The 12,999-nt window shown below is 35.9% G+C and carries 12 protein-coding genes; 1 reads left to right on the top strand and 11 read right to left on the bottom strand.

The features are described 5' to 3' along the window. Positions 1-11 precede the first annotated feature (11 nt). Entirely contained in the window at positions 12-1,805 is a 1,794-nt protein-coding gene (pnpS, locus tag TEPIDINF_RS00405) for a two-component system histidine kinase PnpS (protein ID WP_421691135.1), read from the bottom strand. After that, complete coding sequence (locus TEPIDINF_RS00400) at positions 1,792-2,511, bottom strand: response regulator (protein WP_421691134.1); 720 nt, start codon at positions 2,509-2,511, stop codon at positions 1,792-1,794. Before TEPIDINF_RS00400 ends, pnpS begins: the two co-directional genes overlap by 14 nt. Positions 2,512-2,669: 158 nt before the next feature. Between TEPIDINF_RS00400 and TEPIDINF_RS00395 the strand changes: the two genes are divergently transcribed. After that, positions 2,670-3,071: a DUF3899 domain-containing protein gene (locus tag TEPIDINF_RS00395; protein WP_421691133.1), complete on the top strand. Its 402-nt coding sequence runs from the start codon at positions 2,670-2,672 to the stop codon at positions 3,069-3,071. Between the two features lie 147 nt (positions 3,072-3,218). Here TEPIDINF_RS00395 and TEPIDINF_RS00390 read toward each other — a convergent pair whose 3' ends face one another. The 9 genes from TEPIDINF_RS00390 to icd form a co-directional block, all read right to left on the bottom strand. Continuing rightward, entirely contained in the window at positions 3,219-4,196 is a 978-nt protein-coding gene (locus tag TEPIDINF_RS00390) for an ABC transporter ATP-binding protein (RefSeq protein WP_068722650.1), read from the bottom strand. Further along, positions 4,183-5,211, bottom strand: coding sequence for an ABC transporter ATP-binding protein (locus TEPIDINF_RS00385; protein ID WP_421691132.1), 1,029 nt, complete (start codon positions 5,209-5,211; stop codon positions 4,183-4,185). Before TEPIDINF_RS00385 ends, TEPIDINF_RS00390 begins: the two co-directional genes overlap by 14 nt. Before the next feature lie 14 nt (positions 5,212-5,225). After that, positions 5,226-6,146 carry an ABC transporter permease gene (locus TEPIDINF_RS00380; protein WP_068722647.1) on the bottom strand — a complete coding sequence of 307 codons (921 nt, stop codon included), beginning with the start codon at positions 6,144-6,146 and terminating at the stop codon, positions 5,226-5,228. 2 nt (positions 6,147-6,148) lie between these two features. Beyond that, entirely contained in the window at positions 6,149-7,078 is a 930-nt protein-coding gene (locus TEPIDINF_RS00375) for an ABC transporter permease (protein WP_421691131.1), read from the bottom strand. A gap of 107 nt (positions 7,079-7,185) precedes the next feature. Beyond that, positions 7,186-8,829 (bottom strand): peptide ABC transporter substrate-binding protein, encoded by a 1,644-nt coding sequence (locus TEPIDINF_RS00370; RefSeq protein ID WP_421691130.1) that lies wholly within the window; start codon positions 8,827-8,829, stop codon positions 7,186-7,188. Positions 8,830-9,105: 276 nt separating this feature from the next. Beyond that, positions 9,106-9,663 (bottom strand): Fe-S-containing hydro-lyase, encoded by a 558-nt coding sequence (locus TEPIDINF_RS00365; RefSeq protein WP_068722643.1) that lies wholly within the window; start codon positions 9,661-9,663, stop codon positions 9,106-9,108. A 17-nt stretch (positions 9,664-9,680) separates the two neighbouring features. After that, complete coding sequence (locus tag TEPIDINF_RS00360; protein ID WP_153011974.1) at positions 9,681-10,523, bottom strand: fumarate hydratase; 843 nt, start codon at positions 10,521-10,523, stop codon at positions 9,681-9,683. A 183-nt stretch (positions 10,524-10,706) separates the two neighbouring features. Further along, positions 10,707-11,645, bottom strand: a complete 939-nt coding sequence (mdh, locus tag TEPIDINF_RS00355; RefSeq protein WP_068722641.1) for a malate dehydrogenase — start codon at positions 11,643-11,645, stop codon at positions 10,707-10,709. Between the two features lie 25 nt (positions 11,646-11,670). Continuing rightward, complete coding sequence (gene icd / locus TEPIDINF_RS00350) at positions 11,671-12,966, bottom strand: NADP-dependent isocitrate dehydrogenase (protein WP_153011973.1); 1,296 nt, start codon at positions 12,964-12,966, stop codon at positions 11,671-11,673. Positions 12,967-12,999: the final 33 nt, after the last annotated feature.

Genomic DNA, 12,999 nt, shown 5'->3' with positions numbered 1-12,999 from the left:
GGTTTCATTTGTTAAATCCCATTTCCATCGATCTTTTCCTTTTTATATTTAGGCAGAATAATAGCAAACTTCGTTCCTTTTTGAACTTCACTTTCCACCTGAATATAACCTTCATGGGATTCAACAATATGTTTTACAATTGCTAATCCTAAACCTGTTCCTCCAGATTCTCTTGATCTAGCTTTATCCACTCGATAAAATCGCTCAAAAATTCTAGATAAACTTTTTTTCGGAATACCTATTCCTGTATCTTCAACCGTTATTTTTATTTGTTCGGGCTTGAAAGCTTTGAGCGTCACCTTTATAGATCCATTCGCAGGTGTATATGCCATTGCATTTGTCAAAAGATTGATAATAACCTGTCTTATTCGATCTCCGTCTACTTCAGCATGGATATCATCAAGCTCTTCAACAATATTTAATTGTTTTTTTACAGCTTGTGGTTTGAACGTCTCAATGGTGCTATGAATAAGCTCTCTCAAATCTACCGTAGAATAGTTTAATAAGTTTTGGTTTAACTCAATTTTAGATAAATCTAATAAATCACTTATTAAACGATGAAGGCGTTCACTTTCGTTATAGATGATTTGCAGAAAAGCTCTACTTGTTTCCTCATCTTTCAATGCACCATCTAGTAAAGTTTCTGCAAAACCTTTCACCGCAGTAATCGGTGTTCTTAATTCATGTGAGACATTAGCAATAAATTCCGTTCTCATATTCTCTAAGTGTTTTAGTTTTGTAATATCATGGAGGACAGAGACAACCCCATTAATCTGTCCTTTTGCATCATAGATCGGAGCTAAATGACAATCTAGATATTTTTTGATTGGATATTGGATACTAATTTCTGCGTGAATAGATTCTCCGGTATTTAAGGACCTTTCTATCAATTCACTTAAAGCGTAATTTTGTCCAGCTTCTATATGATATTTACCTATGATTTGTTCAATTTGTTCTCCCAATAACCATTCAATTGCTGGATTAGCAAGAATTATCTTCCCTGATTTATCGACTAATAAAACCCCATTTGCCATATTGTTTAATACTGTTGTTATTTTTTTCTCATTTTCATGAATGGTCATAATCTGATTGTTTAAACTGTCTGCCATCAAGTTAATGGCGATTCCTAATTGCCCAATTTCATCATTACTGTTTAAATGAATCCTTGCAGAATAGTCTTTATTGGTTATTCTTTTTGCGATTTCTGTCATATCTTCAATTGGTTTTGTAATTTTATTAGAAATTCGATAACTAATAAGAATAGTAATCAAAAAGACAATAAATAAGCCAATGACCAAACTATACCAAAAACTTTCTAGTGATGCCTTAATCTCATTCACAGGTAGAGATAAACGAACAACACCTATAATTTGATTATTTTTCATGATTGGGACGGAAGTGTACAACATCTCCATTCCTAGTGTATGACTATAACGAATTGATTTTCCAATCTTTCCATTTAACGATGTCTGTACTTCTGGACGATTAGCATGATTATCCATTTTATTTTTGTCATATTTCGAATCAGCTAGTACCAAGCCATTTTTATCAATAAAAGTAATTCTCGTATTTAATTCTTTTGATGTATTGTTAGCTAGTTGTTGAAATAACACTAAACCCTCTTTTGAACCGATTTCCCAGGAAATCATATCTTTCGTAAGATTAGCTTCTTTGACTAAACGATCTCCTAATGCATTAAGGTAGATCTTATCAATCAAATTGGTAAGGAAAAAACCTAAACTAAGTAAGGAGATCCCGATTAAAAGTGTAAATGTTAATGTTAAACGATTTCTAATTTTTTTCATTGCTAGGATCACCAAATTTATAGCCGATGCCACGAATGGTTTTAATATACTTTGGTTGTCTCGTATCTTCTTCTATTTTTTCTCGTAAGTGGCTCACATGAACATCAACAATTCTTGAATCTCCTACAAAATCATAATTCCAGACCGCATTTAGCAATTGGTCTCTTGTTAAAACTTTTCCTTGATGCCTTACCAAATAAAGTAATAATTCAAATTCCTTTGGTGTTAGTTCTAATAATTCTCCTTTTAACCTTGCCTCGAACTTTTCTTCTTCAATTTGTAAATCACCAATTTGAATGTTTTTTAACTCTTCATCTTGTACTTTTTCAGATAAACCTGATTGATACCTTCTTAATACCGCTTTTACTCGTGCTATTAATTCTCTAGTACTAAAAGGTTTTGTCATATAATCATCTGCTCCTAATTCTAAACCAAGAACCTTATCAAACTCTTCATCTTTTGCAGTTAATAAAATAACTGGAATTTCCATTTGATTTTTCCTAAGTTCCTTCAAAACCTCTATCCCATCTAGGCCAGGTAACATAATATCTAAGATCATTAAATCGTATGGGACTTTCATACAAAGCTCTACCGCCTGTCCACCATCAGACGCTACTTCTACAGAATACCCCGATTTTTCCAAATTAAATTTAACTAAGGTGACAATTGAAGGTTCATCATCAACCACCAATATTCTCTTTTGCATGAAAATGCCAGTCCTTTCCTAAATAAATTAACCAACCTAACATGCCTAGTTTAATTAAAACATACATTAAGTAAATTGTGTATCCCTTCCATATTTGATATGATATTTAGTGATGATTTTTCATTATGCAATGAACTAATTGAAGGAATGATTTGTACGTGGCAAAAAGAAAATGGTTTATTCGCATTATTTTGGCTATCACTTTTTCTATCCTATCGGGTATGATATCGATCATAACTGAAGGTAAATTTCTTACCAATTATATCAATATCTCTTTTATGATTGGTCTATTTCTTTTGATGATAAGTGGAGTTGCAGTTGTTATTTTTTCTGGTTTTTTTGATCTGTTTGCAAAAGGATGGAAACAGTTATTTTTTAAATCGGATCCCTCTGTCGATCGATCACATTGGCGTTATGAAATAAACGCTAATGGTGAAAGTAAAGATGATCTTTTAAGAAAAAATGCAAAAAGAGAGTTATTTATCTTTATACCTTTATTCATTTCACTATTTCTCATTATTCAATCCTATTTTTTTCTTTATTTATTGGTATATAACTAAACCTACAAAATTAACGACTTTCCTCTGAAGCGAACTCCAATTACTTTTGTGGGATCACACGAATTTGAAAGAAAGTTAAACCTTCTTTAGTATTTAAAAGAACCCTATTGTATCCTAAAAATGGATCAACAGGGTTCTTTTCAGATCTTATTTATATAAATGGCAAGCAACAAAATGTCCTGGTTGAACCTCTTTTAAAACAGGTGTTTCAATTGCACATTCTGGCATTGCCTTTGGACAACGTGTTCTAAAACGACAACCACTTGGCGGATTTAATGGACTTGGAACATCCCCTTCCAAGATGATGCGTTCTCTTGTTCGCTCGATTTTAGGATCAGGTATTGGAATAGCAGATAATAATGCCTCTGTATAAGGATGAAGAGGCTTATTATATAATTCAATACTTTCTGCTAATTCGACTAGATTACCTAAATACATGACACCAATTCGGTCACTTATATGTTTTACCATGGAAAGATCATGGGCGATAAACAAATAAGTTAAACCTCTTTCTTTTTGTAAATCTTGTAGTAGGTTAACAACTTGTGCTTGAATTGAAACGTCTAAAGCTGAAATTGGTTCATCAGCAATGATAAAGTCAGGTTCTACTGCTAAGGCTCTAGCAATCCCAATTCTTTGACGTTGACCCCCACTAAATTCGTGTGGAAAACGGTTAGCATGTTCACGATTTAAACCAACAGTTTCCAATAAATGATAAATTCGTTCTAACCTTTCTTTTCCTGATGCTAAATTGTGAATATCAATTCCTTCACCAATGATATCTGCAACAGTCATTCGAGGGTTTAAAGATGCATAAGGATCTTGGAAGATCATTTGCATCTCCCTGTTAAATTGCTTTAAATCATGTCCTCTAAGGTTATTAACCTTTTTCCCCTTAAAAATAACTTCGCCACCTGTAGGTTCATACAAACGGATAATGGTTCTTCCTGTTGTTGACTTTCCACATCCTGATTCACCAACAAGTCCTAGGGTTTCCCCTTTTTTCATGCTAAAAGTAACACCATCTAGCGCTTTTACAACACCATTTCCAACTTTAAAGTGCTTTTGTAAATTTTTTACCTCTAAAATCGTTTCACTATTGCCACTTTGTTTATTTTGACTCATGATTCGCACCTCCTACCGCTAATGGTGTACCCTCTTTAGATGCTTGCGGATGTTGTAGCCAACAATGAACCTTATGACCTGGGCCAATGATCGACGCTTCAGGGAATTCCTTTGTACAAATCTCCATTGCAAAAGGACATCTTGGATGGAACGGACATCCACTTGGCGGGGCTAATAAATCTGGTGGCGTTCCTTCGATTGAATCTAAACGATGACCTTTAGAATCTAAGCGTGGTACGGATTTTAATAATCCCCAGGTATATGGATGTTGTGGGTTATAGAAGATATCATCTAAATATCCTTGTTCCACAACTTGACCCGCATACATAACAATTACTTTTTGTGCAATATCAGCTACAACGCCTAAATCGTGAGTAATAATAATAATCGAAGTATCTAATTTACTTTGCAAATCTTTCATCAAATCAAGAATTTGCGCTTGAATTGTAACATCCAAAGCAGTCGTTGGTTCGTCTGCAATCAACAGTTTTGGACTACATGCCAAGGCAATAGCAATCATAACCCTTTGTCTCATCCCACCACTAAATTCATGTGGGTATTGTTTAACACGTAGTTCAGGGTTAGGAATTCCTACAAGTTCTAACATCTCAACAGATCGTTTTAAAGCTTCTGCTTTATTCATTCCATGATGCTTAATTAAGCCCTCAGAAATTTGTCTACCTACTGTCATTGTTGGATTTAATGATGTCATTGGGTCTTGGAAAATCATACCAATTGAAGAACCACGGATTTCTTCCATTTCTTTATTGGATAATTTAATCAAATCCTTACCTTCAAAAATGATTTCTCCGTTTTTATATACACCAGGTGGTGTTGGAATCAGCTTCATAATCGATTGAGAGGTAACACTTTTTCCACTACCAGATTCTCCTACGATTGCGACAGCTTCTCCCTTTTCAACATCAAATGATAAGCCACGAACGGCTTTTACTTCTCCAGCATATGTCAAGAAGGAGACTTCTAGATCTTTGACTTGTAACACTTTTTCTGCCATGATTCTCTCCTCCCTTATTTTCTTAATCTAGGATCTAACGCATCTCGCAAACCATCGCCAAATACGTTAAAGGCAAACATCGTTAATGAAATCATAAAGGCAGGGAATGCCAATCTCCACCAATGGCCAGAAAGAATTGTAACAATTCCTTCATTTACCATTGTACCCCAACTTGCTAAAGGCGCGGGTACACCTAAACCAATAAAACTTAAGAATGCTTCTGAGAAAATTGCACCAGGAACAGTTAAAGTCATGCTAACAATAATTGGCCCTAATGTATTTGGAATTAAGTGTTTAAATAATAATCTGGTTGTATTCGCACCTAATGTTCTAGCTGCTAATATAAATTCCATTTCTTTTATTTGTAGGATTTGGCCACGGACCAAACGCGCCATACCAATCCATCCAGTTGCAATTAATGCAAGAATAATCGTTCCCAAACCACGATCCATGACGACCATTAAAAGAATAACAACAAGTAAATATGGAAGCCCATATAATACATCAACAACCCTCATCATAAACTGGTCAACTTTGCCACCTGCATAACCAGAAATTCCACCATAGATGACACCAATAAGCAGATCGGCTAATGCTGCAGTTAAACCAATGAATAATGAAATTCGTGCTCCTGACCAAAGTCGCGCAAACACATCACGGCCAAGATCATCTGTCCCAAACCAATGTTCAGCACTCATTGGATGATTGGTAATAGTTAAATCTTGAGTTCTATAATCATAAGGTGTTAAATGCGGACCTATAAGAGCCATAATTGCCAAAAAAACGATTATCCATAAACCTAACATAGCAAGCTTATTTTTCTTCAAACGTCTCCATGCATCCTGCCAGAAGTTTAAGCTAGGACGAACAATTTTTTCAGCCTGGTCACGGTCATGACTGATACGTTGAAAGCTTTGATTTGTGATTTCTGGCATGCTTATTCCCCCTTAGCTCCAATTTTGATTCTTGGATCAATAAATCCATAGGCTAGATCAACTAGAAAATTCGCAGAAATTAAAACTGCACTATAGAAAATAGTTGTACCTAAAATAACTGGGTAATCACGATTTGTCACACTAGTTACGAAATATTTACCTAATCCAGGGATACCGAAAATTTGTTCAACAACAAAAGTACCCGTTAAAAGTGTAGCAGTTAATGGACCTAAAATCGTAATAACAGGCATAATGGCATTACGAATGGTATGCTTCCAAATCACTTGGAAAGAATTAAGTCCCTTCGATTTCGCTGTACGAATATAGTCTTGTCCTAAAACTTCCAACATATTGGAACGCATCAATCGAGCGATAACTGCCATTGAGTGCATACCTAGTGCTGTTGAAGGTAAAATAGTATGTGCAAAAGTTCCCCATCTTGCGATTGGAAACCACCCAAGTTTCACTGCAAATATGTCAATCAAAATTGGAGCCAAGACGATATTAGGAACAGATACGCCTAATACAGCAATAACCATCGCTGTATAATCTAGTCCTGAATTATGCTTTAATGACGCGATTATTCCTAATGTAAGTCCTATACCTAAAGCAATGATTAAAGATTGTAACCCTAATTGTGCAGAAACAGGAAAATTATTATTGATAATATCATTAACCGTCAATGTCTTAGATGAAAAAGATGGACCTAGTTCTAATTTTGCAACGTTTCCCAAGTAATCTAAATATTGTACAGGCAGTGATTTATCCAACCCATAATGCTTCTTTAAGTTTTCAATCGTTTGCGGCGGTAATTTCTTCTCTTGTGTAAATGGATCCCCAGGGATTGCATGCATTAAAAAAAAGGTTAATGTCACAATAACCCAAAGGGTGATGATTAACATCCCTAATCTTTGAAGTATGAATCTTAGCAAGTCTAACACCTCCATAAAAATGGCACAGACAAAGAAGTAGAGAAGCATACCCATAGGCATACCTCTCTAACCCTAACCTGTTTTCAAACATTAACTATACTATTTTACTACTCAATCGTTACCCATGTAAAGTCGGAACTTCCATCAGCATGACGAACAACATTTTTGACATTGTCATGTTGCATGAACACACGAGTATAGAAATAAACTGGAATGATAGGCATTTCATCCATTAAGATTTGTTCAGCTTCTTGGAATGCAGCTAAACGAACTTGTTGATCGCCAGTTGATTTTGCTTGTTTGATCAATTCATCGTATCTAGCATTACTCCAGTTTGTATCGTTATTTCCGCCATCAGTTACCCACATATCCATAAATGTCATTGGATCCATGTAGTCAGCTAACCATCCATAACGTCCGATTTGGTAGTCTCCAGCACTTAAAGTTTTTAAGTAAACTTTCCATTCTTGGTTTGTTAATTCTACATCAACACCAAGATTTTGTTTCCACATTGCTTGAACTGCTTCAGCAATTTTCTTATTACCATCATTTGTGTTATAAGATAATGTTACTTTAGGGAATGTTTTTAACCCTAACTCTTGCATTCCTTTTTCTAATAATGCTTTTGCTTCAGCAGGCTTTTTAACGAAGTCTCCATTTTTCTCACGGAAATCTACTCCCATATCAGGAGATGCCCCCGGTGGTACAAAAGCATATGCAGGTATTTGGCCACCTTGAGTTACATTGTTAATCAATGATTCACGGTCGATCGCAGCAGCAAAGGCTTGACGAACATACTTGTTAGTAAATGGTTCTTTTTCAACATTGAAGACAAACATGTAGTTACCTAAGACTGGTTTACTTGTTGCTTCACCTTTGTCGATTAACTCTTTGGTTAATTCAGTTGGTGGTTGTGCGATATCTAACTCATTGTTTTGAAATAATTGATACTCAGTGTTATCATCATTGATCATAACCCAAGAAATTTTGGATAAATTCACTTTGTCTTTATTCCAGTAGTTTTCGTTCTTTTCAATCACTACTTCGGAATCATGTTCCCATTTTGTTAATTTGAAAGGACCATTACTAACATATGTTGCAGCTTCAGCAGCCCAATCTTTATTAGCTTCTACTACTTTTTGGTTTACAGGAAATAAAGTGTAGAAAGCAGTTAATTGTAAGAAGAAAGGTGTAGGAGCTTCTAACGTTACTTCTAAAGTTTTGTCATCAAGTGCTTTAACCCCTACGTCTTCAGCTTTTGCTTTACCTGCATTATAAGCTTCACCATTTTTTAAGTAATATAATTGGTAAGCATAGTCAGATGCTGTTTCAGGATTTAATACACGTTTCCATGCAAATTCAAAGTCATGTGCAGTAACAGGGTCACCATTAGACCACTTAGCATCTTTTAGATGGAAAGTATATTTTAAGCCATCTTCACTAATTTCCCAGCTTTCAGCCATACCAGAACCTTGTTTTACCTGGCTATTTTCATCTAGACGGACTAAACCTTCCATCAATTCGCGTAAGATGTCTCCAGAGGTTGAGTCAGTCGTAGTAGCTGGGTCTAAACTTGGTGGTTCAGTCTTTGCATTAAGCCTTAAAACTTGTTCTTTCGCAGGCTGTTCTCCTGCAGTTTGATCTTTTTTCTCGCCATCTGTGCTGGTTCCACCACCACAACCAGCAAGTACAACACTTGCAACCATAATGATTGCAATCATTAGCACTAGCCATTTGCTAGTTTTCTTCATTAAAAGACCCCCTTATGTTATGTTTTTTTATAGTAAAGGTTGAAATTCAACCTTACTTAAAAAATAGTAGAAATAGATACCACGTCATCTTTTTTTCTAATCACTGAATACTTTATTTTCTGAATATTTTATATATATAGTGTAATTAGAAAATATTATTTAAACTATATCAATAATTATACTGAATATCGGCTAATTGACAAGTGGAATTTTTCGCTTGTTTAAAACTATATTAAAATAATGTTAAATAAATGTTAAACAAATGAAAATACACGGTTAATCTACGATTTTATATTGTTCTGCTCCTTGAATATAAAGATCATTGCCATGCACATCATTTACAACGATTGCTGGGAAATTTTCTACTTCTAATCTTCTAATCGCTTCTGGTCCTAAATCATCATAAGCAATTACTTCTGCTTTTTTGATCGTTTTGGCAATTAATGCGGCTGCTCCACCAACAGCTGCAAGATATACTGCTTTATTTTTCACCATAGAGTCTTTCACATCCTGACTTCGACTCCCTTTTCCAATCATTCCACGAAGTCCTAACTCTAGTAATATAGGAGAATATTTATCCATTCGATAGCTTGTCGTTGGCCCAGCTGATCCAATGACTTTTCCAGGCTTTGCAGGTGTTGGTCCTACAAAATAGATAAATTGATCCTTGATGTCAAACGGCAAATCTTTTCCATCTGCCACCAATTCTACTAATCTTTTATGAGCAGCATCTCTAGCTGTATAGATCACTCCAGAAATGAATACTTGATCTCCAGCTTGTAATTTTGAAATTTCCTCCGCAGAAACAGGTGTTGTTATATGAACGGTTGCCATCCTCGTCACTCCTTTCCTTACAATACTACTTCTTTATGTCTTCCAGCGTGGCAATTGATATTTACTGCTACTGGAAGAGAAGCAATATGTGCAGGATAGATTTCTATATGAACATCTAAAGCAGTGGTTCGACCACCTAAACCTTGAGGCCCGATACCTAATTTATTGATTCTACCTAGTAATTCTTCTTCTAACTGTGCAATATCTTCTAGGTGACTTCGTTTTCCTAATTCTCTAAATAAAGACTTTTTAGCTAAATATGCAGCTTTTTCAAATGTACCACCAATTCCCACACCAACCACAATTGGAGGACATGGATTGGGTCCAGCTGTCTTCACGCATTCAACGATAAAATCTTTTACCCCTTCAACCCCATCCGAAGGCTTCATCATTTTGACAAACGACATATTTTCACTACCGCCACCTTTTGCAGCCATATGTATCTTCACTTGATCTCCATCTACTATTTCGATATGGATAACGGCAGGTGTATTATCTCCAGTATTCTTTCTCTCAAGTGGATGGCCTACGATTGACTTGCGGAGGTAACCATCCTTATACCCACGACGTACGCCTTCATTAATCGCATCATTTAAGTTTCCACCAACAATATGTGCATCCTGGCCTAACTCAACAATAAACACAGCAAATCCAGTGTCTTGACAGATTGGCACCCTTTCGTTTCTTGCAATGCTGACATTCTCTAATAATTGGTTTAAAACATCTTTACCTGTTTGAGATTCTTCTGTTTTTAACGCTTGTTTGAAAGCGTTTTCAACATCTTCACCTAAGTCAAAGTTAGCTGTTTGAACCATTTCTGCTACTGCATCAATAATGCTATCTACGTGAATCTCCCTCACAGATCTCCCCTCCAACCTTTTTGAATTCTTCACTGTCTAACTTTATTTTATCATAGCTTTTTTAATATTCACTCAATTTTTTTGTTAAACTTTACTTTATTACTTTAATAAGCTTATACCTTCTTATACGGTTATAAACCCCGGGAATCCCGGGGTTTATCTCTTGAAGCGTAATCTATTTTTTTATCGAACTAACTTGATAACTGCTTCAACGGCTTCTGCAGATTTATTAAGTGCAGCCTTTTCTTCTTCTGTTAATTCTAATTCGTATACTTTTTCAATACCATTTCCACCAATCAATGTTGGCACACCAAGATAAATATCATTGTATCCATACTCACCTTCTAAATAAACGATGGTTGGAATGATTCGTTTTTTATCTTTTAGAATGGCTTCAGCCATTTGAACAAGTGAAGCAGCTGGTGCATAATAAGCACTACCATTTCCTAATAGATTGACGATCTCGCCACCACCTTTACGTGTCCGTTCAACGATCGCATCTAATTGGTCTTTTGATAATAATGTTTCTAACGGAATGCCACCAGCAAATGAATATCTAACAAGAGGAACCATCGAGTCTCCATGGCCACCTAATACAAACCCATTTACATCTTCAACAGAAACATTAAGAGCTTGGGCGACAAAGGTACGGAAACGAGCAGTATCAAGTACACCCGATTGACCTATCACGCGCTCTTTAGGGAAACCTGTTGTCTTATAAGCAACATAGGTCATTGCATCTACAGGATTGGATAAGACGATAATATAGGAATTAGGTGCATATTTTGCTACTTGTTCTGCAACGGATTTTATAATACCCGCATTTGTATTAACAAGATCATCACGGCTCATTCCAGGTTTACGAGCGATTCCCGCAGTAATAATCACAAGATCAGAGCCAGTAATATCTTCATAGTTGCTTGTACCGACAATATTTACATCCACCCCTAAAACTGGAGTAGCTTCTAACATATCTAAGGCTTTCCCTTTTGTTGGGTTTTCTAGTTGAGGAATATCAACTAGTACAACATCTCCTAATTCTTTTTGAGCTAAAAACAAGGCAGTTGTAGCTCCAGTAAAACCAGCACCAATCACAGAAATTTTATTCCGTTTCATTGCCATTGTGATTCCCTCCATTTTTTTGGAATTACATATTTTTAATTAATTCTGTTCCAAATTCGGAGCATTTCAATTCCGTTGCACCTTCCATTAAACGAGCAAAATCATAAGTTACTGTTTTATTGGAAATGGTCTTCTCCATAGCAGAAATAATGAGGTTTGCAGCTTCTGTCCATCCCATATAACGTAACATCATTTCTCCAGATAGAATAACAGATGATGGGTTCACTTTATCTAATCCCGCATATTTTGGTGCTGTACCATGAGTAGCCTCGAACAATGCAACACCTGTTGTATAGTTAATATTGGCTCCAGGTGCAATACCAATTCCACCCACTTGTGCGGCTAAAGCATCAGAAATATAATCACCATTTAAGTTCAAGGTAGCAATGATATCATATTCTTTTGGTCTAGTTAAGATTTGTTGTAAGAATGCATCTGCAATCACATCTTTAATCAATAGTTTGCCTGATGCTAATGCTTCTTCTTGTGCTTTATTTGCAGCTTCTGTACCTTGTTCAGCCGCAATGCGATCATACTGTGCCCAAGTAAATACTTTATCACCATATTCCTTTTCAGCTACTTCGTAACCCCAGTTTTTGAAAGCCCCTTCAGTAAATTTCATAATATTTCCTTTATGAACCAACGTTACACTCTTACGATTATTTTCTAAGGCATAGTCAATAGCTGAACGAACTAAACGGTATGTACCTTCTTTGGATACAGGCTTAATTCCAATACCCGAGGTTTCAGGGAAGCGAATTTTCTTTACGCCCATTTCATCGATTAGAAAGCGGACAATTTTTTGAACTTCTTCTGTTCCCTCTTGCCATTCAATACCTGCATAAATATCCTCCGCATTTTCACGGAAAATCACCATGTCTGTCCATTCTGGATGCTTAATCGGAGAAGGAACCCCTTGGAAATAACGAACAGGGCGAACGCAAGCATATAAATCTAATTCTTGGCGTAATGCAACGTTTAAGGAACGAATTCCACCACCAATCGGTGTAGTTAATGGACCCTTTATTCCTACCAAATACTCTTTCATCGCTGTTAAAGTATCTTTTGGAAGCCATTCTCCCCATTTTTCAAAAGATTTTTCTCCAGTGTAAACTTCAAACCATTCAATTTTTCTTTTGCCGCCATATGCCTTTTCAACTGCTGCATCTAGCACTCGAACAGAAGCTGCCCAAATATCTGGCCCTGTCCCGTCCCCCTCGATAAATGGAATGATTGGATTGTCTGGTACATTTAATTTTCCATTTTCAATGGTAATCTTTTCCCCTCTTGTTGGCATGTCAAACTTTTCAAAAATTGACATCGTCTGTTACCTCCCATTTCTCCCATTGTTTTT

Origin of the sequence: Tepidibacillus infernus (assembly GCF_048898065.1) — a bacterium.
GTDB classification, from domain to species: Bacteria; Bacillota; Bacilli; order Tepidibacillales; family Tepidibacillaceae; genus Tepidibacillus_B; species Tepidibacillus_B infernus.
The sequence above is the reverse complement of the archived record's forward strand: the minus strand, read 5'-3'. Positions and strand labels throughout refer to the sequence as shown.

Excerpts from the sequence above, each read along its gene's own strand:
- pnpS (WP_421691135.1), bottom strand. The coding sequence starts at position 1,805 with ATGAAAAAAATTAGAAATCGTTTAACATTAACATTTACACTTTTAATC.
- TEPIDINF_RS00400 (WP_421691134.1), bottom strand. The coding sequence starts at position 2,511 with ATGCAAAAGAGAATATTGGTGGTTGATGATGAACCTTCAATTGTCACC.
- TEPIDINF_RS00390 (WP_068722650.1), bottom strand. The coding sequence starts at position 4,196 with ATGAGTCAAAATAAACAAAGTGGCAATAGTGAAACGATTTTAGAGGTA.
- TEPIDINF_RS00385 (WP_421691132.1), bottom strand. The coding sequence starts at position 5,211 with ATGGCAGAAAAAGTGTTACAAGTCAAAGATCTAGAAGTCTCCTTCTTG.
- TEPIDINF_RS00380 (WP_068722647.1), bottom strand. The coding sequence starts at position 6,146 with ATGCCAGAAATCACAAATCAAAGCTTTCAACGTATCAGTCATGACCGT.
- TEPIDINF_RS00370 (WP_421691130.1), bottom strand. The coding sequence starts at position 8,829 with ATGAAGAAAACTAGCAAATGGCTAGTGCTAATGATTGCAATCATTATG.
- TEPIDINF_RS00365 (WP_068722643.1), bottom strand. The coding sequence starts at position 9,663 with ATGGCAACCGTTCATATAACAACACCTGTTTCTGCGGAGGAAATTTCA.
- mdh (WP_068722641.1), bottom strand. The coding sequence starts at position 11,645 with ATGGCAATGAAACGGAATAAAATTTCTGTGATTGGTGCTGGTTTTACT.
- icd (WP_153011973.1), bottom strand. The coding sequence starts at position 12,966 with ATGTCAATTTTTGAAAAGTTTGACATGCCAACAAGAGGGGAAAAGATT.